Consider the following 22,278-nt stretch of genomic DNA (forward strand, 5'->3'; position numbering starts at 1 on the left):
AGGCTTTAACATGCTATAGTGTAAAAATCCTGTGATTTTTTATTTAAAAACAGTATGAACGGCAGAAAAACAACTGCAAAAAATATTAGATATGTTTACGTTAAAATAGTCTCTCGCGTACATAAATTGTGTCACCCGGCATAATAGGTGCGGAAATCATCACGCGTCCTGTAATGATTTCTTGCTTAATCTGACGCGTAATGTCGATATCGCTTTGGTTGGCGCGAGGGCTAAAGCCTCCAGCGGCCGCAATTGCCTTTTGTGCAGTCATACCGGGCACATAGCTATATTGTCCGGCTGCCCCCACTTCTCCCATAATGAAGACAGGGCGATAACGGTCAATTTCAACGCTGACATTCGGTTGGCGCAAATAGCCATTGCGTAAATGATTGCTGATTTCTGCTTCTAGCTGTTTCAAAGTTTTGCCACGGGCAGGAATATTACCAATCAGTGGGAAGGAAATAAAACCGGCCGGATCCACATTATAGGTATTGGTCAGATCACTTTGTTCGAAGACAGTGACCCGAATGCGGTCACCGGCATCCAATATATAAGGTTGATTGAGTACTTTGTAGAAACTATCGGGAGCAAGGCGATAGCCGGAGCAGCCGCTAAGTGAGAGGCAAACAGCAGCAATGGCAAGAAATGCACACTTTGTTTTGCCATTATTTGATTTTAGCTGACCAAACATCACTGCCCCTTAGGAGTATCAAGCCTGTGTTAATTTACATAGCTTGAAACATCGATTCCCGATTATTTATCATAAAGCTTCACACCCTTTATCAAATAATTAAGGTTAATGCAGAGTAAAGAATGTGGGATGATGTTGATTTTATCATAAAAATCAACTCATTCGTTTAAAATCATATAAAAATTTGTCTCTTGCCAGTTTGACGTTAATGCTTAAGTGATGAAGTTTAATTAGATTTTCTCTCGAATATCGGGAGTATGACGTCAGTGGAGTTAGGGGATGTCCGGTAAGGACATGAAAAGAGGCTTTTCATTTAAAGAAGCTGACATTGACAGCACCGTTCTTTTTAAAAGCATCTTACATAATTTATATCTGATTATTGGCAGTGCGGCTCTCATGGGGCTGATTGCTTGGGTTGTCTGCTATTTGATTTACCCGGATATTTTAATTGCAGCCAGCCTCAAAACCGGCAGCTCGCATGCTGTTTTATCGTTTAAAATCATCAGTGCTTGTTGTATTAGTGGATTTTTGCTTATTGCCACGATGGTTATTTTGTCGGAGTTGATGAGCGGACGAGCGCTGATTGCACCTTTCATCGAACAAAAAAATGTGATTGAAGATGAGCTGCGTGGGTCTTTGCAAAACGGATCACTGGTGAAAAAATCTGATGAAGATAATGTGATGAGCGAAGAAAAACCAAAGCTGCAAAGTGGCATCAATCTATCTGATTTTGGCTCGACATTCGATAAAATGGATATTGATTATACGATCAATTCTTTTGCTCGTGCATTGCATTATTTGGATATCAGCCGGATTGTGACAATCTCGGCCGAAGGTGATGACGGTGCCGTGGTAACCCTTGAATTGGTGCGTGAACTTGCCGATCGTGGTTCACGTGTAATTCTCGTTGATATGACCGGAACGGGAGCCGTCAGCGCTACTATGCTTGATGGTCATTATGAGGCTGGTTTGACCGATCTGCTAATTGGCCGTGTGCGCTTTGCCGATGCGATTCATGCCGATCATTATTCTGACGCCCATGTAATGCCACTTGGTTCTTCAAATCCGTCTGAAGCAATGCTCAATGAAAAAGATTTGAGCCTTATCATTGGTGCGCTCGAGACAGTTTATGATTGTGTGGTACTGGAATGCGGGCCATCATGGGCAGAAGATATTACGGCTCTCATTACCGATAAAACGCAAATCGCGCTCACCATTTATAATAGTGAACGCGAAATCATCTCAGACCATGCAAAGGATTTAGCCCAAAACGGCTATATATCTTTTATACGTCTGCACGCGAGCGAGGCGGCTGCGCCATCCACCAGATAATGCCCATAGCCGGTATAATCCACAGCAGACCGGTAATGGCAAAATAAAGCAAATGCACCCAGACACTTGCATCACCTAAATGGGCAACCGCAATGATTGTTGCCAGTAATGCATAAATTATCACCAGCGAAACCAGCAAAAAAGTTCCGATCAGTTTTTTCAAACGCACTGGCAATGTTTCTCTCCCGAAGAATTTTATAGTTCATTATAACGTGGCCCGCTTATAATGATAGTAATTTCCGGAGTACAGATTCATCATGAATGACGTGCCTATCTGTCGCGTGTTGCTGACTTGTCAGCCCGTGATTGATTTGTCATTTATTCTCCGATGTTTACGTCCACGCTGGCAATACGCTAAAGCTGGGACGTAAAATTTGCTTCAAGTGATGAAAATTACTTTGTAATCAACCATTCACGCGAATTAGCGTGAGCGCAGGGTTTTAAAATGACAATTGCTTCGATGCCGGACTATCCAACAACGAATGGCGCAGGCTTGACCGAAAAGCAGCGTCGTGACCGTAACCTCGTCAAATATTGGCTTTATGCGGTTTTTGTCGTGTTGATAGCGATCGTGATGGTGGGGGGCGCAACCCGCATGACCGGTTCCGGCCTTTCCATCACTGAGTGGAAACCTATCCACGGGGTTATTCCGCCGCTCAATCATGTAGAGTGGCTCGAAGAGTTCGAGAAATATCGTCAAATTCCGCAATATGAACAAATCAATAAAGGTATGAGCCTTTATGAGTTTCAGTATATTTTCTGGTGGGAATGGGCGCATCGTATGCTGGCGCGTTTTGTCGGCTTTCTGGTTGCCATTCCATTGATCTTTTTTTGGGTTAGTGGCCGTCTGCAAGGTGGCCTGAAAACCAGTATGCTTGGTATTTTGGCTCTTGGCGCTTTGCAAGGTGCCATCGGCTGGTGGATGGTTGCATCAGGCTTGAGTGTTCTCACCCATGTTAGCCAATATCGTTTGGCTGTGCATTTAACCATGGCCTGCATCATTATCACTGCCGTCTTTTATGTGGCACGGGGCTTGGTGGAATATACGGACAGTAAAGCTGATCGAAATATCCAGCACTTTGCCGGTTGGCTGGTTTTTGCGGTTCTGGTGCAGATTTATCTGGGTGGTCTGGTTGCAGGTCTCCATGCAGGGCTTACCTTCAACACATGGCCGCTGATGGATGGTGCGATTATACCGTCTGATCTTTTTAGCCAGTCACCATTGTGGCGCAATATTTTTGAAAACCCGAAAACCGTTCAGTTCATTCATCGTATGGTGGCTTATACGGTATTGCTGCTGGCGGTCTTGCATGTGGTGCAAACCATGCGTCATGCGGCTGGCACAACGCACGCCAGACGCGCTCTCGTGCTGACATGCCTTATTTTGGTGCAGGCAGGTATTGGTATTGCAACTTTGCTGACCATGGTGCCGCTGCACTGGGGGCTGTTGCATCAAGGCTTTGCTTTGGTCGTATTGGCGTTTGCTGTTGCACATTGGCGTGCAACTAAAGGTGCTTATTGATTTTTCAAAAGAAATGATTGCGGCTGTGCATGATCGCAGCCGCAACCTGCAATGCATTTTCCTCATCCTCTATACTGCCATCTTCAGCGTGCCAACTTGCGGACAAGGCACCATAGCTCACAGCATAATCCAAAATATGGCGTGGTGATTGATTAAGTGCCGTGGCAAAACATTCAGCCATTTTTCCAATACGTGACGGATCAGCCGTTAAATCTATCTGATGGAGCGGATTATAAAACATATTGGCTGTATCAAAGACCATGTCGCCATAAAGACCTTTTGGGTCAATGACCAGCCAGCCACGTTTGCCCAGCATGATGTTTTCATGATGAATATCACCATGCAATACCCGTAAATTTCGCTGATTATCAAGTAAGCGCTCAGCGATAGCTCCGGCTTTGATGTAAAAGCTTTCGGCGTTGTCTATGCGTTCTTGATCGGCTTTATTAAACAGGCTTTTAAAACGATCACGCAATGGCTGTAGTTGCGCCGGAATCGGTTTGTCTGCCATTTTATCTGATTGTGCCAGCAGGTCTTTGATGACCTCTGCAGCGATATCCGTGGCATCATTATCGGACTGCTCGGTAATGACCTGTTTTAAGGTTTTGTCACCTGCATATTCCAACAGCATCCGGCGGCCTTGAAAATCAAGCAGACGCACGCAAGCGCCGCCATTGTGCCATTTTAAATAATGAAAACCACGTAACTCGTCTTCATCATCGTCAAATATTTTTATCTCTTTGACGATGGCAATCTCATCATTCAGGAGCCGGACTTTCCAGATGAAACTACTAAAAGTTTCATTCAGTAGCTCGTGCTCCAGAATTGCCCAGTCTTGCGGGAAGGCTGGTATGATCATTTAGCTCAGCATCAAATCCATGTTTTGGACAGCTGCCCCTGACGCACCTTTGCCCAGATTATCGAGAACGGCGACGAGATTAACCTCACCATCACCTTCAGTGCCAAAGACATAAAGCTTCATACCGTCGGTGCCAGAAAGCTCTTCTGCATCAATGCGGCCAGCTTGAACGCTTTCCTCCAGTGGTACAACGCGGACAATATCTTGCCCTGCATAGTGAGCGGTAAGCGCCTCATGGATGCTTTTAAGCGAGGCTTTGCCCTGCATTTGATCGAGGAAAAGCGGAACCTGAACGATCATGCCCTGTGCAAAGCGACCAACGCTTGGGCTGAAAATGGGGCGCTTTTCCAAACGGCCATGCATTTGCAATTCCGGTACATGCTTGTGGCGCAGCGTGGTGCCGTAAAGGAAGTTGTTGGCGCTGATATGTTCCGGATTATTTGGATCTTCCATTTGTGCAATCATTTGTTTGCCGCCGCCGGTATAGCCCGAAACAGCATTGACGCTGATCGCATGATCGGCATCCAGTAACCCTGCATCACGCAATGGACGAACAAGCGCAATGGCGCCGGTCGGGTAGCAACCGGGATTGGCCACAAGGCGCGCAGACTTGATGCGCTCGCGCTGTGCTTTTTCCAGCTCGGCAAAACCATAAGCCCAGTCGGAATGGATACGATGCGCTGTGGATGTATCAATGATACGGGTGTCATTGTGGCCGTGTAAAAGGCTGACAGCTTCTCTGGAAGCGTCATCAGGCAGGCAAAGAATGGCAATATCGGCAGCGCGCAGATAATCAGCGCGCATATCCTTGTTGCGGCGTTCTTCCTCGGGAATCGAAATAACTTCAAGATCGGTGCGGCCAGCCAGTCGGGTGCGGATTTGCAAGCCGGTTGTGCCATGTTCGCCATCAATGAAGATTTTCGGTTTCATTCTTCTTTGCCTTATCTTTATAAATTACAACAAGTTACGATTGTTTTCTTATAATTCAATTTAGAAAAACAAACGTGTTTATAAGGGGCAGTTTTGAGTCTGCAATTTCATTCATACAATATAATCACTGCACAATCATCGCGATTATATTCTATTTGTATGATTTCATTAGAGTGTCGTAAACAGTAGGTTCCTGTATCTCTCTGTCATGCAATAAAACATATAAAAAAAGCGGATCCGAAGACCCGCTTTCTTGTTCGAAGTCGAAAAGCGTATTAGCGCTTCGAGAACTGGAAAGAACGACGGGCTTTCGCGCGACCGTACTTTTTACGTTCAACAACGCGGCTATCACGTGTAAGGAAGCCACCTTTTTTCAGCACTGCACGCAGGCCTGGTTCGTAGTGGGTCAGAGCCTTGGAGATGCCGTGACGAACAGCACCAGCCTGACCGGACAGACCACCACCGGCAACGGTAGCGATAACATCGAACTGGCCGTTACGGTTTGAAGCAACGATTGGCTGCTGCAGGATCATCTGAAGCACTGGACGTGCGAAGTAAGCGGTGAAATCTTTACCGTTTACAGTGATCTTGCCGCTGCCTGGCTTTACCCAAACGCGAGCTACAGCATCTTTACGCTTGCCGGTTGCGTATGCACGGCCAAGTTTATCGAGCTTCTGTACATGAACCGGAGCTGCGGCTTCAGTTGCAACAACTGTGCCCAGATCTTCGAGCGAGTTTAGCTCAGCCATGATTATGCAATCCCTTTGTTCTTACGGTTCAGCGCGCCTACGTCCAAGACTTCAGGCTGCTGAGCTTCGTGCGGGTGGCTGGTGCCTGCATAAACACGCAGGTTCTTCATCTGACGACGACCGAGCGGGCCACGTGGAACCATACGTTCAACGGCCTTTTCGAATACGCGCTCAGGGAAGCGGCCTTCAAGAATCTGGCGAGCTGTACGCTCTTTGATTCCGCCCGGATGGCCGGTGTGCCAGTAGTATTTCTTGTCGGTATATTTCTTACCGGTGAATACAACCTTGTCAGCATTGATTACGATGACATTGTCACCATCATCAACGTGTGGGGTGAAGGTTGGCTTGTTCTTACCGCGCAGAATGTTGGCGACGAGAGTGGCAAGACGACCAACGACGAGACCTTCGGCGTCAATCAAAATCCACTTCTTCTCAACTTCGGCTGGCTTCTGAGAGAAAGTTGCCATAAAAGTTTTCCTTGGATAATCCTTCCTGCATGGAAGGCATTTTTTGTTGCTTGTATTATGAGCGTTCCGAATGGAGCATTCACAACATAAACAAATGCGCAAAGTTAACTTCACACATTCTGGGTGTCCCATACACAACTGTGCGACGCTCGTCAAGCGCGTTAAAATCAATGTATTATAAATTACTCAATAAAATCAGTCACTTAATTTTATGGTATTATAATACCTTATAATTTATCGGTTTAGCGGCACTGAATATGTGGTGGTTGCATGAGCAATTAAAGCGTCATTACTGTCTGTGATGAAAATGTCCACAACAGCAAGGCGCTTGCCAAGTTTGAGTAATCTTGCCTCTGCCGTGAGTAATCCGGCCTCGGCTTTACGTAAAAAATTGATATTCAGATTTGTGGTCACAGCCAGTGCAACAGGGCCGATATGAGCCAAAATCACAGCATAGGCACTGACATCCGCCAACATAAAAAGAGAAGGACCGGAAACCGTATTGCCAGGGCGCAAATGTTTGGCACCTGCATTAAGTGTCATGATAGCCGTGCCTTCTTTGATGGAAGACACATGATAATCGCGACCGGTTTCGTGCAATTGCGGAAACTCGCGGCTTAGAAAACCTTCCAATTCTTCCACCGACATAACGGGTTTTAAATTTACCTGCACAATTTTTTTCCCTCTTAAATTTGACGCAAAACATGTCATACTCATTAAACAAAGCAAACCTTACTAAAGGGCTATTGATGAGCACGTATTTGAATGACAGCGATGCGGAATTGCGCGAAATTTTGTCTGATGTGAAAACAATTGCGCTGCTTGGCGCATCCCCCAATGAGGACCGGCCGAGCTATCACGTGATGGAGTTTTTACTACAAAAAGGTTATCGCGTTTTGCCGGTTAATCCGGGGCAGGCAGGCAAGGAAATATTGGGGCAGACTGTTTATGCTACTTTGAGCGATATAACTGAACCTGTCGACATGGTTGATGTCTTCCGTGCATCCAATGCGGTTGCTGGTATTGTTGACGAAATTCTGACTTTGAGAATACTGCCGAAAGTGCTGTGGACGCAGCTTGGTGTAGTTGATGAAAACGCAGGAAAACGCGCCCATAAAACAGGGCTCAAAGTGGTTATGAACCACTGTCCGGCGATAGAATATCCGCGACTAATTGGCTGATTTTACGCATTTGAATGCTGATCTGGTTTTATTTTCTTAAAATTACATTTCTTAAGAAAATATTTTGCGTAAAGGCAAGCTTTCTAGCATCGGATCATTTGCTTTTTTATGGTTTATCCATAAGTTCACTAGCAATAAAAACGGCATTGCGAAAATATTCGCCTATGGAGGGATTTAATGTCAAAGCGCGCACCTGCAATTGAAACACTGGCAATTCATGCCGGAGCGAAACCGGATCCGACCACAGGCGCACGGGCAACGCCGATTTATCAGACCTCATCATTTGTATTTAATGATGCAGATCATGCAGCCTCATTGTTTGGCTTGCAGGCATTCGGCAATATTTACACCCGCATCACTAACCCAACCACTGCTGTTTTGGAAGAGCGCGTTGCAGCACTGGAAGGTGGTACCGCGGCTGTTGCGACCGCATCCGGCCATGCAGCCCAAATGCTGGTTTTCCACACCATCATGCAGCCGGGCGATAATTTCATTGCCGGTAACAAACTTTATGGCGGTTCGATTAACCAGTTCGGTCAATCTTTCAAATCCTTTGATTGGCAGGTGCGCTGGGCAGAGGCTACCGATCCGGCTTCTTTTGAGGCACAAATTGACGACCGCACCCGCGCGATTTTCGTTGAAAGCTTCGCGAATCCGGGCGGTATTGTTGTTGATATTGCTGCGATTGCCGAAATTGCGCATAAGCATGGCCTGCCATTGATTGTTGATAATACGCTTGCCTCGCCTTATCTGCTGCGCCCGATCGAGCATGGTGCCGACATTGTTGTGCATTCATTGACAAAGTTCATCGGTGGTCATGGCAACTCCATGGGCGGTATTTTGGTTGATGGCGGCACGTTTGACTGGGCAAAATCCGGCAACTACCCGCTCTTAAGCGAACCACGTCCTGACTATGCCGGCATGGAACTGCACAAAACTTTCGGCAATATTTCCTTCGCTATTGCGGCGCGCGTTCTTGGTCTGCGTGATTTGGGGCCTGCTATTTCGCCATTCAATGCTTTCCAGATTCTGACTGGCGCAGAAACATTGCCACTGCGTATGCAGCGCCATTGCGACAATGCGCTGACAGTAGCCACATGGCTGAAAGCGCATGATAAAGTCGCTTGGGTAAACTATGCTGGTCTGCCTGATGATAAATATCATGCCTTGCAGCAGAAATATGCACCAAAGGGTGCAGGCGCTGTCTTCACCTTTGGTTTGAAGGGTGGTTATGACGAAGGTGTTAAGTTCGTCGGCAATCTCGAATTGTTCTCGCTGCTCGCTAATATCGGCGACACACGCTCACTGGTCATTCATCCGGCTTCCACCACACACCGTCAGCTAAACGACGAGCAAAAAGTGGCCGCAGGTGCAGGGCCGGAAGTTATCCGTCTCTCAATCGGTATTGAAGATGCCGATGATATTATTGCAGACTTGGAACAGGCTTTGGCGAATATCTAAATTTTCCATACAAACAGAAAAGACCGCGCTTTTATCCAAAGTGCGGTCTTTTTTATGTGCTGAATTTTAAAGGCTGTCGGCCAATTGTTCCAAGCGATAGGTCAAAAGACGCTCAAAACGGTTTTCAAAATTAATTGTCTCAACACGATCAAAGCGCTGTTGTTCTTTATCGTGTTTCGCCATGATCTTTTCAGTCACGCGATTGATGTCGTCACGTAAATCAGCACAATCCTTGCGGCTGTAAAGTTTGGCGATCTGCTGCTCCATTTCACTGGCATGAGCGCGCGCAATCACCAGATGGCTTTCTTCATGGCGTTTGATGTCGCTCGACAAAGTATCCCAAATCAGCGCCAATTCCAAAGGTGCGCGTTTGCGCTGCTTCCAGCGCGGCAAAAACACTTTGCCGTGGATATTGACGTAAACACCCGTGACTTTACAGGCTTTGCCATTCTCTTTGCCATAACGTACTTTGGCATCAAAACGGATTTCTGCAGCACCTGGATGATGCTGACCGGTAGATTTGAGAAAAGGCCCTTTATTGGAAAGTGCATAATCTAAATCTTCTGCCGTTTTTCCGCTAATATTATAATATTTAATCTCGCGGAAAATAGAGGCAGACTGCGCCGGTAGCGCGGCCGAAAACAAAACGGAAGCTGCGATCAGAATTTTGAACTTTTTGATCATCCCAGCAACCCTTTTAAAACGCGTGTGTTTATCATGATAATATTTTTTATTTCCATGTGCCTGACATAAAGAATTACTCGATTATATCAGCACACAAAATGTTCAAGTAAGTTATAACGCGATAGATTTGAGAATGCGTAGATAATAATCTGCTTTTATCACACTAACCGCAGTTATGATTAATGCATTGAGTTGGAGCACTCATAAATGTTGAAACAATGGCAACTGGCACACGGAAAGACGTTGGAGCTTGGTGCTCAGGCCATCATCATGGGTATTTTAAATGTCACACCGGATTCTTTCTCGGATGGAGGGCAACATCTGCAAGCGAATAGCGCTTTGCAAAAAGCTCGCCAGATGATTGAAGATGGCGCACGGATTATCGATGTGGGCGGTGAATCAACCAAGCCCAATGCTGAAGCGGTGGATGCCCTGACCGAGCAAAAACGTGTGCTGCCGATTATAAAAATGCTGGCAGAGCAGGGTGATTGCATCATTTCAGTTGATACATATCGCGCAGAAACTGCAAAACGCGCAATTGAAGCAGGTGCCCATATTGTCAATGACGTCTGGGGTTTGCATCGTGAACCCGATATTGCCAATGTCGCCAAAGCGACGGGTGCAGGGCTTGTGCTGATGCATACCAGTCGCGAGCGTGAATGCGAAGCTGATCCGCTTGAGGATCAAGTAGTATTTTTTAAAAAATCGATAGAGATCGCACATAAAGCAGGTATTGCAGATAACCAGATTGTGCTTGATCCGGGCTTTGGATTTACCCGTTCATTGGAGGAAGATGTTGAACTGCTTGCCCGTTTTAAAGAAATGGCGCAGTTTCCTTACCCTGTACTGGTGGGGACATCGCGCAAGCGTTTTATCGGCAAAATAAGCGGTATAACTGACCCGTTACAGCGTGATGTGGCCACAAGCGCCACATCTGTCACTTTACGTTTGGATGGTGCGGATATATTCCGTGTTCATAATGTATCAGTCAATGCGCAGGCTCTTGCAGTTGCGGATACCATTCTACAAAGCAAGGGCAGCATGCTTTAAGCAAAAAAGCCTTTAAAATACGATGATCATCAACAATGATAATCGTCTGACAGGCAAAAGAGAGTGAAAATGTACACGATCCGGATGATGAACTGTGCTTTTTTTGCACGTCACGGCGTTTTTGATGAAGAAGAAAAGCTTGGTCAGCGCTTTTATGTCGATGCGGTTTTGACCGTCGATGCCGGCAACGCACTGGAAGAAGACAGTATTGAAGGGACCGTCCATTATGGCGTGGCATTTCAACTGATTGAGAAAATTGTCACCGGCAAGCGTCGTTATCTGATCGAAACTTTGGCACTTGATATTGCCAAAGCCTTGTCTGATCATTTCAAGCAGATCAAACGCGCGGAAATTACAGTGCGCAAACCGCATGCGCCAGTGGCGGGCGTTCTGGACTTTGTTGAAGTAGTGGTGGTTCACGAACAGTGAGTGCAGATAATTTCAAATATAGCGCATGGTTAGGCTTGGGCGGCAATTTAGGCGATCCTGTCTCGTCAATGGCTCGTGCGCTTCATATGCTGGACAGGCGCGAGGACAGCAAAGTCAGTGCTGTCTCAAAACTCTACCGGACCCCCCCTTGGGGCAAAACCGACCAAAGTTGGTTTTACAATGCTTGCGCTCGGCTTGAAACCAACCTGCCGCCATTGCAATTGATTGAAACTTGTCTGTCCATTGAAGCAGATATGAAGCGCGAGCGGATTGAACGCTGGGGGCCGCGCACGCTCGATATTGATATTTTGGTAATGCAGGAAAAAAATGCTGACTTTATCACACTTGATGAAGAGCTTTTGAACTTACCGCATCCACGCATGATGATGCGCGCATTTGTGCTTGTGCCACTGGCAGATATTGCGCCTTATTTGGAAGTTGAGGGGCAAGTGATCGCACAGGCGGCTCAAGTCAGTGATGTGCAAGGTATCGAAATTGCCGACAGCAATGCGGACTGGTGGCGAAAAATTTAAATGACCGACACTAAAAAAGCGGCTTCAGATAATAATCTGAAGTCGCTTTTTAAATCTCTATGACCGATTACTAATTGCGGGCAATATTGCTTGGAACACTGCCGCTTGTGCGTTTCAGGTTAAGGCCGATAACCGGAACCAGTTCTTTTTCAACACGAACTGAAACAGTTACATTCATTGTATTATTGTCGGCAACGCGGGCGAGCATTGCACCATCAAGCTGCTTACGATTCAAGCCTAACACAATACGGTTGCCGCTGACATTACCGGAAACAACATCCAAACCTTTACCGGCAGCGCCATCATTGAAGGCGCCGGTATAGTTTTTACCCTCGCGTGAAATCACAGCTTTCATCGCTTGTGAGAAAACACCAACGCGACAAGAGCCATCCAATGTCATGCCTGAGGTGGTTTCCGGTGTTGTTCCGGCCAGATTGCAGACAAATTTGGTGCCTTTATATTTTCCGGCAACGATCTCACCAGAGCCGCTCCATTGACCTTCGATTTGACGGAAAAACTGCTGATCATTATCAGCAGCCAAAGCCGAGACTGAAAATGTCGTGGCAGGCAACATAAAGAGGCAAGCAGCTAAACGATTTTTCATCACAGTTTTGGTTCCAAATTTTATCAAAGGGGGAGGCAAAAGCCATAAAGTCAGCCTCTATTAGCAACTGCTTCGATAGACTGATAATCGCTTTTAATGGTTAATGCTTCGTTTGCATTGCTGTAAATGTCAACATATTCCCGTTTATTTTTCATTGTTTTTACGAATATTATTGAGCGAGGTCAGGTCGGTGACAAAATCACCAATTCCGGGGCGCTTTTCAGCCAGAAACGGAAATGGCCGCACAATATCCATCGCAGAAATGCCGATACGTGCCGTCATCAACCCGTTGATGACACCTTCACCAAGTTTTGCGGAAAGGCGGGAGGCAAGCCCATGCCCGACCAGTTGCTGAATAACGCTGTCACCCATCGCAACAGTGCCGGTAACGGCCAAATGAGCAATTACATTACGGGTTAGTTTTAAAAAGCCAAGGCTGCCCGGGCGGCTACCATAAAGCTCTGACAGGCGACGAATAAGCCGCGCTGATTCAAACACCACATAGGCAATATCAACCAACGCACGAGGACTGACTGCAGTGACGATCGAAACGCGTTTGGCTGAATGCATGATCAATGATCGTGCTTGCGTATCAAGTTGCTTCAACAGCTCCGTTTCGGCAAGCTTGATCAGATTGCGGCCGTCGATAATGTCGTCTTTGGTATCATCGAGCAATTTACGACCGCGCGCTGTTGCCGGAATGCTGGATGTAACAGATACAAGCTGTGAAACTGCGTGACGTGCAGCCTTGATATCATCTTTTTGTGCGGCCTCATGCGCTGCCACGCGCAACGATGCAACAGAGGCAAGCCTGCGCAACGAGATCAGCTCTCGGGTGATTAAAATGACAAAGCTGACAAGAGCCACGATCGCAACGACAAGCGTTATCACGCCGAGCCAACTGGTGCGGTTGAACATGGCTTGGATCAGGTCTTCAACCCAAAGCCCGACGGCAAAAGAAAATAAAATTCCAAGGGCCGCAAAAAGCACCGAACGCAGAGATATCCGACTTTTCTTATATTCCGCTTCCGGTACATCCAGATTTTGAATGGCCGCCAATTCATCGGCATCCAGCTCAAAAATATCAACCGGCTCCGGAATGATTTGGCTTGGATCAGAGACTGCGCGTGGTTTGCGAATAGTTTGCTGCTGTTGTTCAGGCGCTTGCGCTGTTTTTTGCTCCGTGACTTGAAAAGAGCCGGGCTTGCGATTTTCACTCATGAAAGGCGGTCTCCGATCAAAAACTGCAATGCACGGTCGAGCCGGATATGCGGCAAGGAGAGGGTGATACCGTCAGAGGTGCTTTCAATTTTAGGAGGACGGAAGCGGATAAAGCGCAGCGCATCATCTTGATGAAAAACTTCATTCTTTTCAAAAATTACATTAGGATTTTTTGGTAAGTCTCCAGGAAATATAGCAGTTTCTGTTTCACCATCGAAGATTTCGCCGTTAATTTTTTCACCCCTTAACGGAGTGCCGACAATGACAGGCAAAACATCTTTGCCTTGGGTGACTGTCGCTTCACGTGTTGCGCGTACTGCTGCCATCGCCAAAACATCAATATCTGCACCGGAAAAATCCGCGCGTTGCATCGCACGTTCGACAAGGCGACGCACAATTGCTTCCAGACGATCATGGCTTTCATGATGCAAATGGTCTGCCTTGGTAGCAGCCACCAGAATGCGACCGATGCGGCGTTGAAACAATCCTGTCAGCAGGCTTGAGCCCCCCGGACGGAAGCAGGATAAAATATCGGTGAGGGCGCGCTCCAGATCGGCAACCACCGCTCCACCGGAATTGAGTGCTTGCATCGCGTCGATCAGCACAATTTGGCGATCAAGGCGGGCAATATGTTCGCGGAAAAACGGCTTTACCACATGTGTTTTGTAAGATTCGTAGCGCCGCTCCATCATCGATGCCAAAGAGCCGGAATTGAAATCCTCCTGCTTGAGATTGGCGAGTGGTGCAAATGTCAACGCTGGCGAACCATCCAGATCACCGGGCATGAGAAAGCGCCCGGGCGGCAGCGTGGAAAGTGCGCGTTCATCGGCTTTTCCGGCACGCAAATATTCTGTAAAGATGCGCGCCAGATGTTGTGCTGTTATTTCATCCGCAGGTTTTGAAGGGTGCACTAAATTGGCTGCCTGCAACCATTGGTCGGCTAAATCGCGATGCGTAGCCTCTTGCGCCAATTTAAAAGAATCAGCGCTGAATTCCTTATAGCTTTTGCCAAGCAAGGGCAGATCGAGGAGCCATTCCCCCGGATAATCGACAATATCGAGTGAGAGCTTGCCGGCAGACAGCATACGCCCCCATGACGAGGCCGACTGATAATCAATCGTAATGCGCAACTGCGAAATAGCACGGGTCGAATCCGGCCAGATACGTTCATTGATAAGAGCTTGCAGATGCTCTTCATATTGAAAACGAGGAATTGCATCATCTGGTTGCGGCTCCAGATAGCAACGGCTGATACGCCCCGACTGATAGGCTTCAAACAGCGGCAAACGTCCGCCATGAATGAGATTATGAATGAGAGATGTAATAAAAACCGTTTTACCGGCACGGGACAGACCGGTTACTCCAAGCCGCAATGATGGTGATAACAGCGAACGCGACCGATCAGCCAGCGTATCAAAAGCAATCAGTGCCTCGTCGGTCAATGTGGTCATTTTTGCCAAATGTCAGCCTCATCAATATCTGCAGTGACTTAAATATATGATGCCGCAACGAATTAGCAATCCGGCATGATGGCAAAAGCAATATGGGTAACAATCAGATTTTATCAAAGTGTAGGGAAGGACATAAGTTGCCCATTACGCGGGCCGATTTCAGTAAATGGCACATCAAAATCAAATACAGCTAGTCCAGCTGTGGGGAAACCGGCACGCAAACGCTCGAATGCGATGCCGGATTGGTTGCCGGTCAAAGCAAAGGTCAGGTCTTCAATACTTGGGTTATGGCCGATCAGCATAAGTGACTGACATTCTTCAAAAAGATAGCCAAAGTCTCGTATTGCCTGCAAATAATCCGAAGCACTGCCGCTATAAAGCCTGTCACTGAACTCAATCATCGGTGTTTCGTTCCAATGTTTTTGTAAATGCTCCAATGTCTGACTTGTGCGCAGGGCGGCGGAACACAGAATGGCTTCCGGTATCATGCTTTTTCTGGCCATCGCTTGTGCCAAGTCATCAATGATCGCAAATCCAGACGGGTCAAGCGGGCGGTCAAAATCCTTCGCTCCAATAGATGGCCAGCTGGCCAGGGCATGACGCAATAGAAAAAGACGCTTCGAAGTTGATTTTGTCATGTTCTGCCTGAGTTTACAAAAAATGGAACGGATGAGGCGGTGCTTGATGTCACAATTGCCAGTTTTTATCGAAGCATGCAAAATTTATCATGGTCGCAAGATTTTGTATCTGCGATGTTACAAGCCCCATTATACCTTATGCGACTATTAAAGCGGTGTTTTTTCAGATAATTCAAGCCGGATAAGGAGAAAATACAACCTTTCCTTTCATTGGGTGAATATTCTTGGGATACACACTAAAAAGTGGCAATAAAGGCTTATTTGATGTTGTGCCGATGTGAATGTCGATTTATAGAGACACCTCGTCTCCTAGGTGTGGGGTGATTCAGATGAGTGAATTAATTAACCTTGACTACAGGCCTGCCGATGACGAACCGTTCATGAATGAACGGCAGAAGTCGTATTTCCGTGGCAAGCTGATTGCTTGGCGTAATGATATTTTACGTGAAGCCCGTGAAACACTAGAAACGCTACAACAAGAAAATTCAAACCATCCTGATTTGGCTGATCGTGCTTCGTCCGAGACAGATCGCTCAATTGAGCTTCGTGCCCGTGATCGTCAGCGCAAGCTGATTTCTAAAATCGATGCAGCTTTGGGACGGATTGATGAAGGTACATACGGATTTTGTGAGGAGACCGGTGACCCAATCAGTCTGAAGCGTTTGGATGCCCGTCCGATTGCTACGCTTTCAATTGAAGCGCAGGAACGCCATGAACGTCGGGAAAAAATTTACCGTGATGATTAAACTGTCAATGTTATCATTATTATGATTTTAAAAGGGCTGTGAAATTCACAGCCCCTTTTTTATATGCTGGTTTTAGCGTTCCGGATTAATGGATAATTCGCCGAGTAGTTTTTCCATTTCATCTTCGATATCAACGGATAATTCTGCCTCGATATCCATTTCCCTCAGATCCATTTCCATATCGAGGGATGACAATAGTTCTTCTTCCAGCATCAGAGACATTTCATCCTCAGCCTTGTTCGCAGAAGATTTTGCCGGTTCAAAGAAATCTGTATTCAAATCATTGAACAGTGCTTGATCAAGTGCATCATCGAGTGAGGCAAAATTATTTGCTTCATTGGATGGCTGAGGATCAAAACCTGGTTCAGGCTTTGAGGCCTGTTGCGGTGCAAAGCTTGGTGTTGCCGAAGCTGGTCTTACATCATCAAGCGAAGCAGCTTTTTGCGGGGTAACACTATCTAAACGACCATTGGCTGCGGTTGCAGCTGTGGCTGCTACCGTTGCAGTTGCAGCAGTTGCGACAGCAGACGTAGATGAAGATGCAGATGCAGATGAAGCCGACGTCGACGTCAGAACACCTTGTGAAACCTGACTAAGCGGATAGGCCGGATGGGCGCGATGGGTTGTAGGCTTTGCAACAGGTGCTGCCGGCATGACTGTACGCGGTTGATGCGTGGCAGCCTTGACATTTTGCACCGGTGCTTCGGGGACAGGCTTTACAAAGACCGGTGGTGTCGGAACGGTTTTTGCAGGTACAGGCGAAACCACATGCTCGGAGCGATATATGGTCTGCTGGTGCAGGGCGGCAGTCTGCATTGGAGCCGGCTCGCTCATTACTAATGGCTTTTGCACTATTGGTTTAAGGGCTTCAACCGGCATTTGAGCTGCAAATGAAGGTGCCGATGCCGGGGTGCTTGATACATAATCTAATGCCAGCGTTTCGGAACGCTGATGGGCTGCCGGACGAGCAGGGGCCTCAAGATTAAAATCATCAGTCTGATTATTTTGATAGCGGGCAATCTGCGCTTCGGTAATACGGGAGCCGCGGGCATAATCACTGTCAGCTGTGATATTTTGTTCAACAACAACATCGGTCGGGCCGCCGATCAGGATCAGATGCTCTACATCATCACGACGAACCAGAACCAATTTACGTTGATTGTCGACATTCGCGGCATCAACGACAGCAAGGCGGGATGAGGGTTCATGGTGATTATGTGTAAATGACTGCGAACCAGCTGTTGTGCCGCTAAAACGTTTAATAATTGCATAGACAATGAAAATGCCCACTAAAATGGCGGCAAATAACAGTATGAACAGTACGATATTGGCGGTTCCTTCACCAAGAATGCCGCTAAGCGATTCCTTCATCCTGTGACCCCTTTAAATTTCCGATCAGGACTTAAACAATAAAATGCAGACCTTGATGGCTGTCTGTTTGTTACAATCATTGTAATCAAGATGCCCGATCTGTTGTGCAGTTTGCATATCTACAAGAGATCAATCACAGCACAATGGGTTAAGTTAACTGCACTCTATAAAAAATGTGGTTAAAATCATGTTCCGGTTCTTCAAAAGGCTGAAATGACCCAAAAACATGTTTGAAAGCTATATTAGCATAAAATGTTAAAAAAATATCGTCATGACTGCGAATCGTCGGTTCTTTATGTTCAGACATTGCAAATTATAGCATCAGACATGTGAGAGACTAACCATCAATGAGCACTAGAGGGCCGGAAAAAATAGCTGGTTTCCGCCCGCTATCCGGTTATCAGTGTAAAGGCTGCGGTAAATTTCAAAGCAAGAGTAGTTAAGCACGTTAAAATTCGTTATCACATCAGCAGTGATGCAATATAATCTAAAGACAGGGTGGCGGGGCGTATGTCTCAGCAGACAAAAACCGAACTTTTTTCACGACCGGCTGTGAATGAAAAACCAACTGCAGGATCAGGACTGCGGCTGTTGGTGCTCGGTCTTGTACTGATTGGATTGACTGTTTTCTTCTTGCTGTTCCGCGATCAGTTGGGCGAGGGCTTCGTGCTGGCGATTCTTGGTCTTCTTGCCATGCTGGGCGTGTTTTATCTGATTGGCTCTACCATTGGTCTGATCAAATTTAATCGTGGCGTGAAAGATGCCAATCTTTCTCACTCCTTTTTGGATACGATGCCTGAAGGGACGATTGTTTCTGATACTAAAGGCCATATCGTATACGCTAATCAGGCCTATGCACAGATGACCGGTGCAGCAAGCCGTGAAGAATTGCGCACACTTGATACGATTCTGACCTCTGAATCCGGTGGATCTGATGCCATTTATCGTTTGTCCAATGCTGTTCGTGATGGTTTTTCTGCACAAGAAGAAATCCGCCTGCGTGGTCCTCTTGTTCACAGTCATAGTTTGAATGCAACCAGCCTCACACCAACATGGTATCGCATCAAAGCGCGCCCCGTTGCGGGTAATGAAAGGCATAAAGGCCCGTTGGTAGCCTGGCAAATTTCGGATATTTCTCATGAGCGTGCCGAGCAGGAACGCTTTTTTCAGGATTTGCAGGAAGCAATCGATCATCTTGATCATGCGCCTGCCGGTTTCTTTTCCGCCGATGCGGGCGGTCGAATTATTTATCTCAATGCAACATTGGCCGAATGGCTGGGCATTGATCTGGCGGCTTTTGTGCCGGGCTCGTTAACACTCAATGATATTGTGGCCGGTAACGGCATGGCATTGGTCAATTCTGTTAAAGCAGAACCGGGTTCAAGCCGCAATTCGGTGATTGATCTGGATTTGGCCAAGCGTAATGGCCAAAGTCTGGCGGTTCGCTTTTATCATCGCGTGCAGATGTTGCGCGATGGTTTGCGCGGCACCAGCCGTACCATTGTACTCAACCGTGCTGAAGGCGATGATGCTTCCGCTGCCTTGCGCTCGGCCGAAGTGCGTTTCACCCGCTTCTTTAACTCTGCACCGATGGCGATTGCCGCAGTTGACAGCAAAGGCCATACATTACGTACCAATGCGCGTTTTCTGGATATATTTTCAACAGTAGTCGAACCGGATGCGATAGAGCGTCAATTTCCGGTAGAAGCGATTGTGCATGAACGTGATCGTGAAGCATTTTCACGCGCTCTAGCAGCAGCTTTTGCGGGGCAGGCGAGCATTTCCCCTATTGATACCGTCTTACCCGGTAATGAAGAGCGGCATATACGCTTTTATATCAGCCCAGTTACCGATATTGGCGGCGAAGATGCCGATGAGGCCGCGATCGTATCAGCGGTTGAAACGACCGAGCAAAAAGTGCTTGAAGGCCAGATGGCGCAAAGCCAGAAGATGCAGGCCGTGGGGCAATTGGCTGGTGGTATCGCGCATGACTTCAATAATGTCCTGACCGCCATTATCATGTCTTCTGATCTGCTCCTCAGCAATCATCGAGCCTCAGACCCATCTTTCCCTGATATTATGAATATCAAACAGAATGCCAATCGTGCGGCTTCTTTAGTGCGCCAGTTACTGGCATTCTCGCGCCGTCAGACATTGCGTCCGGAAGTGCTCGATTTAACGGATGTATTGGCTGATTTGCGCATGCTGCTCGCAAGATTGGTGGGCAAAGACATCGATCTGAAAATCGAACATGGCCGTGATCTTTGGCCGGTACGCGCCGATCTTGGCCAATTCGAGCAGGTTGCGGTCAATCTTGCCGTGAATGCGCGCGATGCAATGCCGGAAGGCGGTTTGATTACGCTTCGCACCCGTAATATGCCGCTGGCAGAAGTTGCCGCGCTGCAATATCACGAATTGCCGGAAGCCGATTACGTCATGTTTGAAGTACAAGATAGCGGCAGTGGTATTGCGCCCGATGTACTGGAAAAGATTTTTGAACCATTCTTCACCACCAAGGAGGTGGGCAAGGGTACAGGTCTTGGGCTTTCGATGGTCTACGGTATCATTAAACAGACCGGTGGTTTCATATATTGTGATTCCGAACTTGGTACCGGAACGGTCTTTAAAATCTTTTTGCCTCGCCATGTGGTGGAGCACAAAGCAGGCAGTGCACAAGCTCCTGCTATAAAAGAGAAAAAGCAAGAGAAAAATGCAGATCTTTCAGGTTCAGCAACTGTGCTTTTGGTTGAAGATGAGGATGCGGTGCGTATGGGCGGCGTGCGTGCCTTGCAGTCGCGAGGCTACACGGTGCATGAAGCCGCTTCCGGTGTCGAAGCTTTGGAAGTACTGGAAGAGCTGGGCGGGCAGGTCGATATCGTTGTTTCCGACGTCGTGATGCCGGAAATGGACGGGCCGACCTTGCTGCGTGAATTGCGTGTACATTATCCTGACATCAAATTCATTTTCGTTTCCGGTTATGCGGAAGATGCTTTTGCCCGCAATTTGCCGGAAGACGCCAAATTCGGATTCCTGCCTAAGCCATTCTCGTTGAAGCAGCTGGCAACAGCCGTGAAGGAAATGCTCGAGAAAGAAGACTGATGCAGGCCAAAAAATTGAAATCCGCCCCGCAAATTGCAGATTTCGCAATTATCGGTGGCGGGCCTGCCGGTTTGATGGCGGCTGATTATTTAAGCCGTCATGGGCAAAGTGTTACACTTTATGAGCGGATGCCAACCGTTGGCCGTAAATTTTTAATGGCCGGAAAATCCGGGCTTAATCTTACGCATAATGAGGATTTTGAGCGTTTCATCACGCGTTATGGTGACCGGTTACCGCTTTTAAAGCCGATTATTGATGCTTTTACCCCTTCTGATTTGCGCCAATGGGCGGATGATTTGGGAGCTGAAACATATGTTGGCACGTCCGGAAAAATTTTTCCCAAAGTCATGAAAGCTTCGCCGCTGTTGCGCGCTTGGCTCAACAGGCTGCAAGAGCAGGGCGTCGTAATAAAAAACCGTCATCAATGGCTGGGTTTTAAGGATGGTGATCATCTTTTTCGCACCGATAACGGTGATGTCTTCATAAAAGCTGATGCTACGATCTTTGCCCTTGGCGGTGCCAGCTGGCCAAAACTTGGCTCTGATGGTGGATGGCAGCAGCAGTTCTTTGAACAAGGCGTAGATATCGAACCGTTAAAACCAGCAAATTGCGGTTTTGATGTCGATTGGAGTTCTGCAATTAAAGAGCGTTTTACCGGTGAACCGGTTAAAACTGTACAAGCAAGTGCTGGAGGCCAAATATTACAAGGTGAATTTGTTATTACGCCTCATGGTGTTGAAGGCAGCCTCATCTATGCTTTTTCGGCTCATTTGCGCGACGAATTACTTCAGGGTCGAAAAGCCGTGCTGACACTTGATTTGGCACCTGCATTATCGCTACAAAAAATTACGCAATCACTCGAACGTCAAAATCCGAAAGCCAGCCTGTCAACGAAATTGCGAAAAGCGGTTGGTTTAAGCCCAGTAAAAATTGCTCTGTTGCGCGAGCTTCCCAAGCTTACGACTGATGAAAATATTGTAGATCGCATTAAAAATTATCCGCTTCAGGTTGAAAGACCGCGTCCGATAGAAGAGGTTATTTCTTCTGCTGGTGGTGTCAGGTTTAATTCAATGAATAGTGATTTGATGCTGAAAAATATGGCCGGTATTTTTATTGCCGGTGAAATGTTGGATTGGGAAGCGCCAACTGGCGGCTATCTTTTAACCGCTTGTTTTGCCACCGGATTGCATAGCGCATGTGGGGCAATGAAATGGGTAAAGGAACATCAACAGCTTCTTTAGTAGCCATAGATTAAGTGGC

Annotated in this window: 23 protein-coding genes; 10 read left to right on the forward strand and 13 right to left on the reverse strand. The window is 47.1% G+C overall.

The window, feature by feature from the left end:
- Positions 1 to 100: 100 nt before the first annotated feature.
- A complete protein-coding gene (locus tag JNC77_RS13225) occupies positions 101 to 691 on the reverse strand; it encodes a polysaccharide biosynthesis/export family protein (RefSeq protein ID WP_374833266.1) in 591 nt (196 codons plus the stop codon).
- 279 nt (positions 692 to 970) lie between these two features.
- Here JNC77_RS13225 and JNC77_RS13230 point away from each other — a divergent pair, with 279 nt between their 5' ends.
- Positions 971 to 2,023 (forward strand): tyrosine-protein kinase family protein, encoded by a 1,053-nt coding sequence (locus JNC77_RS13230; protein WP_374833268.1) that lies wholly within the window; start codon positions 971 to 973, stop codon positions 2,021 to 2,023.
- Here JNC77_RS13230 and JNC77_RS13235 read toward each other — a convergent pair.
- Positions 1,977 to 2,198, reverse strand: coding sequence for a DUF2842 domain-containing protein (locus JNC77_RS13235; RefSeq protein ID WP_374833270.1), 222 nt, complete (start codon positions 2,196 to 2,198; stop codon positions 1,977 to 1,979). The genes JNC77_RS13230 and JNC77_RS13235 overlap by 47 nt on opposite strands.
- A gap of 285 nt (positions 2,199 to 2,483) precedes the next feature.
- Between JNC77_RS13235 and JNC77_RS13240 the strand changes: the two genes are divergently transcribed.
- Positions 2,484 to 3,545, forward strand: coding sequence for a COX15/CtaA family protein (locus tag JNC77_RS13240; protein ID WP_374833340.1), 1,062 nt, complete (start codon positions 2,484 to 2,486; stop codon positions 3,543 to 3,545).
- Between the two features lie 4 nt (positions 3,546 to 3,549).
- On the opposite strand, the gene JNC77_RS13245 is transcribed toward JNC77_RS13240, so the two are convergent.
- The 5 genes from JNC77_RS13245 to JNC77_RS13265 all read right to left on the reverse strand — a co-directional run bounded on the left by JNC77_RS13245 (position 3,550) and on the right by JNC77_RS13265 (position 7,198).
- The gene (locus JNC77_RS13245; RefSeq protein ID WP_374833272.1) at positions 3,550 to 4,404 is read right to left on the reverse strand and encodes an aminoglycoside phosphotransferase family protein; all 855 of its coding nucleotides are present in this window, start codon (positions 4,402 to 4,404) and stop codon (positions 3,550 to 3,552) included.
- Positions 4,405 to 5,334 (reverse strand): N-acetyl-gamma-glutamyl-phosphate reductase, encoded by a 930-nt coding sequence (gene argC, locus JNC77_RS13250; protein WP_374833274.1) that lies wholly within the window; start codon positions 5,332 to 5,334, stop codon positions 4,405 to 4,407.
- A 275-nt stretch (positions 5,335 to 5,609) separates the two neighbouring features.
- The gene (gene rpsI, locus JNC77_RS13255) at positions 5,610 to 6,083 is read right to left on the reverse strand and encodes a 30S ribosomal protein S9 (protein ID WP_374833276.1); all 474 of its coding nucleotides are present in this window, start codon (positions 6,081 to 6,083) and stop codon (positions 5,610 to 5,612) included.
- Positions 6,084 to 6,085: 2 nt separating this feature from the next.
- The gene (gene rplM / locus JNC77_RS13260) at positions 6,086 to 6,550 is read right to left on the reverse strand and encodes a 50S ribosomal protein L13 (protein WP_184223136.1); all 465 of its coding nucleotides are present in this window, start codon (positions 6,548 to 6,550) and stop codon (positions 6,086 to 6,088) included.
- A gap of 234 nt (positions 6,551 to 6,784) precedes the next feature.
- The gene (locus JNC77_RS13265; protein ID WP_374833342.1) at positions 6,785 to 7,198 is read right to left on the reverse strand and encodes a PaaI family thioesterase; all 414 of its coding nucleotides are present in this window, start codon (positions 7,196 to 7,198) and stop codon (positions 6,785 to 6,787) included.
- Between the two features lie 101 nt (positions 7,199 to 7,299).
- On the opposite strand from JNC77_RS13265, the gene JNC77_RS13270 reads away from it, so the two are divergent.
- Together JNC77_RS13270 and JNC77_RS13275 are read left to right on the forward strand one after the other, a co-directional pair.
- Complete coding sequence (locus JNC77_RS13270) at positions 7,300 to 7,731, forward strand: CoA-binding protein (RefSeq protein WP_374833278.1); 432 nt, start codon at positions 7,300 to 7,302, stop codon at positions 7,729 to 7,731.
- Between the two features lie 177 nt (positions 7,732 to 7,908).
- Positions 7,909 to 9,192, forward strand: coding sequence for an O-acetylhomoserine aminocarboxypropyltransferase (locus JNC77_RS13275; RefSeq protein WP_374833280.1), 1,284 nt, complete (start codon positions 7,909 to 7,911; stop codon positions 9,190 to 9,192).
- A gap of 66 nt (positions 9,193 to 9,258) precedes the next feature.
- Here JNC77_RS13275 and JNC77_RS13280 read toward each other — a convergent pair whose 3' ends face one another.
- Entirely contained in the window at positions 9,259 to 9,876 is a 618-nt protein-coding gene (locus JNC77_RS13280) for a DUF922 domain-containing Zn-dependent protease (RefSeq protein WP_374833282.1), read from the reverse strand.
- A 207-nt stretch (positions 9,877 to 10,083) separates the two neighbouring features.
- Here JNC77_RS13280 and folP point away from each other — a divergent pair, with 207 nt between their 5' ends.
- The 3 genes from folP to folK all read left to right on the forward strand — a co-directional run bounded on the left by folP (position 10,084) and on the right by folK (position 11,888).
- Complete coding sequence (gene folP, locus JNC77_RS13285) at positions 10,084 to 10,926, forward strand: dihydropteroate synthase (RefSeq protein ID WP_374833284.1); 843 nt, start codon at positions 10,084 to 10,086, stop codon at positions 10,924 to 10,926.
- Positions 10,927 to 10,995: 69 nt separating this feature from the next.
- Entirely contained in the window at positions 10,996 to 11,355 is a 360-nt protein-coding gene (folB, locus tag JNC77_RS13290) for a dihydroneopterin aldolase (protein WP_374833286.1), read from the forward strand.
- 68 nt (positions 11,356 to 11,423) lie between these two features.
- Positions 11,424 to 11,888, forward strand: coding sequence for a 2-amino-4-hydroxy-6-hydroxymethyldihydropteridine diphosphokinase (gene folK, locus JNC77_RS13295; protein WP_374833344.1), 465 nt, complete (start codon positions 11,424 to 11,426; stop codon positions 11,886 to 11,888).
- Between the two features lie 70 nt (positions 11,889 to 11,958).
- On the opposite strand, the gene JNC77_RS13300 is transcribed toward folK, so the two are convergent.
- The 4 genes from JNC77_RS13300 to JNC77_RS13315 form a co-directional block, all read right to left on the reverse strand.
- Complete coding sequence (locus JNC77_RS13300; protein WP_374833288.1) at positions 11,959 to 12,492, reverse strand: hypothetical protein; 534 nt, start codon at positions 12,490 to 12,492, stop codon at positions 11,959 to 11,961.
- A gap of 144 nt (positions 12,493 to 12,636) precedes the next feature.
- Positions 12,637 to 13,713, reverse strand: a complete 1,077-nt coding sequence (locus JNC77_RS13305; protein ID WP_374833290.1) for a YcjF family protein — start codon at positions 13,711 to 13,713, stop codon at positions 12,637 to 12,639.
- The gene (locus tag JNC77_RS13310; protein ID WP_374833292.1) at positions 13,710 to 15,173 is read right to left on the reverse strand and encodes a YcjX family GTP-binding protein; all 1,464 of its coding nucleotides are present in this window, start codon (positions 15,171 to 15,173) and stop codon (positions 13,710 to 13,712) included. Before JNC77_RS13310 ends, JNC77_RS13305 begins: the two co-directional genes overlap by 4 nt.
- A 104-nt stretch (positions 15,174 to 15,277) precedes the next feature.
- Positions 15,278 to 15,802, reverse strand: a complete 525-nt coding sequence (locus JNC77_RS13315; RefSeq protein ID WP_374833294.1) for a SixA phosphatase family protein — start codon at positions 15,800 to 15,802, stop codon at positions 15,278 to 15,280.
- 329 nt (positions 15,803 to 16,131) lie between these two features.
- Here JNC77_RS13315 and dksA point away from each other — a divergent pair, with 329 nt between their 5' ends.
- Complete coding sequence (gene dksA, locus JNC77_RS13320; protein WP_184223117.1) at positions 16,132 to 16,548, forward strand: RNA polymerase-binding protein DksA; 417 nt, start codon at positions 16,132 to 16,134, stop codon at positions 16,546 to 16,548.
- Positions 16,549 to 16,620: 72 nt separating this feature from the next.
- Here the strand turns inward: dksA and JNC77_RS13325 are convergent, their stop codons facing one another.
- Positions 16,621 to 17,919 carry a hypothetical protein gene (locus tag JNC77_RS13325; RefSeq protein WP_374833296.1) on the reverse strand — a complete coding sequence of 433 codons (1,299 nt, stop codon included), beginning with the start codon at positions 17,917 to 17,919 and terminating at the stop codon, positions 16,621 to 16,623.
- Between the two features lie 510 nt (positions 17,920 to 18,429).
- Here JNC77_RS13325 and cckA point away from each other — a divergent pair.
- Together cckA and JNC77_RS13335 are read left to right on the forward strand one after the other, a co-directional pair.
- Positions 18,430 to 21,018 carry a cell cycle histidine kinase CckA gene (gene cckA / locus JNC77_RS13330; protein WP_374833298.1) on the forward strand — a complete coding sequence of 863 codons (2,589 nt, stop codon included), beginning with the start codon at positions 18,430 to 18,432 and terminating at the stop codon, positions 21,016 to 21,018.
- Complete coding sequence (locus tag JNC77_RS13335) at positions 21,018 to 22,259, forward strand: TIGR03862 family flavoprotein (RefSeq protein ID WP_374833300.1); 1,242 nt, start codon at positions 21,018 to 21,020, stop codon at positions 22,257 to 22,259. The genes cckA and JNC77_RS13335 overlap by 1 nt, the downstream gene beginning before the upstream one ends.
- The last annotated feature ends 19 nt before the right edge of the window (positions 22,260 to 22,278 follow it).

Origin of the sequence: Paenochrobactrum pullorum (assembly GCF_041929845.1) — a bacterium.
In the GTDB taxonomy this organism is placed as follows: domain Bacteria; phylum Pseudomonadota; class Alphaproteobacteria; order Rhizobiales; family Rhizobiaceae; genus Paenochrobactrum; species Paenochrobactrum pullorum.

Bases quoted from the DNA above. Each gene is read 5' to 3' on its own strand.
- dksA (WP_184223117.1), top strand. From the start codon at position 16,132: ATGAGTGAATTAATTAACCTTGACTACAGGCCTGCCGATGACGAACCG.
- cckA (WP_374833298.1), top strand. From the start codon at position 18,430: ATGTCTCAGCAGACAAAAACCGAACTTTTTTCACGACCGGCTGTGAAT.
- folB (WP_374833286.1), top strand. From the start codon at position 10,996: ATGTACACGATCCGGATGATGAACTGTGCTTTTTTTGCACGTCACGGC.
- JNC77_RS13280 (WP_374833282.1), bottom strand. From the start codon at position 9,876: ATGATCAAAAAGTTCAAAATTCTGATCGCAGCTTCCGTTTTGTTTTCG.
- rplM (WP_184223136.1), bottom strand. From the start codon at position 6,550: ATGGCAACTTTCTCTCAGAAGCCAGCCGAAGTTGAGAAGAAGTGGATT.
- JNC77_RS13245 (WP_374833272.1), bottom strand. From the start codon at position 4,404: ATGATCATACCAGCCTTCCCGCAAGACTGGGCAATTCTGGAGCACGAG.
- JNC77_RS13305 (WP_374833290.1), bottom strand. From the start codon at position 13,713: ATGAGTGAAAATCGCAAGCCCGGCTCTTTTCAAGTCACGGAGCAAAAA.
- JNC77_RS13335 (WP_374833300.1), top strand. From the start codon at position 21,018: ATGCAGGCCAAAAAATTGAAATCCGCCCCGCAAATTGCAGATTTCGCA.
- JNC77_RS13265 (WP_374833342.1), bottom strand. From the start codon at position 7,198: ATGTCGGTGGAAGAATTGGAAGGTTTTCTAAGCCGCGAGTTTCCGCAA.
- JNC77_RS13275 (WP_374833280.1), top strand. From the start codon at position 7,909: ATGTCAAAGCGCGCACCTGCAATTGAAACACTGGCAATTCATGCCGGA.
- rpsI (WP_374833276.1), bottom strand. From the start codon at position 6,083: ATGGCTGAGCTAAACTCGCTCGAAGATCTGGGCACAGTTGTTGCAACT.
- JNC77_RS13270 (WP_374833278.1), top strand. From the start codon at position 7,300: ATGAGCACGTATTTGAATGACAGCGATGCGGAATTGCGCGAAATTTTG.
- JNC77_RS13300 (WP_374833288.1), bottom strand. From the start codon at position 12,492: ATGAAAAATCGTTTAGCTGCTTGCCTCTTTATGTTGCCTGCCACGACA.
- folK (WP_374833344.1), top strand. From the start codon at position 11,424: ATGGCTCGTGCGCTTCATATGCTGGACAGGCGCGAGGACAGCAAAGTC.
- JNC77_RS13325 (WP_374833296.1), bottom strand. From the start codon at position 17,919: ATGAAGGAATCGCTTAGCGGCATTCTTGGTGAAGGAACCGCCAATATC.
- argC (WP_374833274.1), bottom strand. From the start codon at position 5,334: ATGAAACCGAAAATCTTCATTGATGGCGAACATGGCACAACCGGCTTG.
- JNC77_RS13315 (WP_374833294.1), bottom strand. From the start codon at position 15,802: ATGACAAAATCAACTTCGAAGCGTCTTTTTCTATTGCGTCATGCCCTG.
- JNC77_RS13225 (WP_374833266.1), bottom strand. From the start codon at position 691: ATGTTTGGTCAGCTAAAATCAAATAATGGCAAAACAAAGTGTGCATTT.
- folP (WP_374833284.1), top strand. From the start codon at position 10,084: ATGTTGAAACAATGGCAACTGGCACACGGAAAGACGTTGGAGCTTGGT.
- JNC77_RS13230 (WP_374833268.1), top strand. From the start codon at position 971: ATGTCCGGTAAGGACATGAAAAGAGGCTTTTCATTTAAAGAAGCTGAC.
- JNC77_RS13240 (WP_374833340.1), top strand. From the start codon at position 2,484: ATGCCGGACTATCCAACAACGAATGGCGCAGGCTTGACCGAAAAGCAG.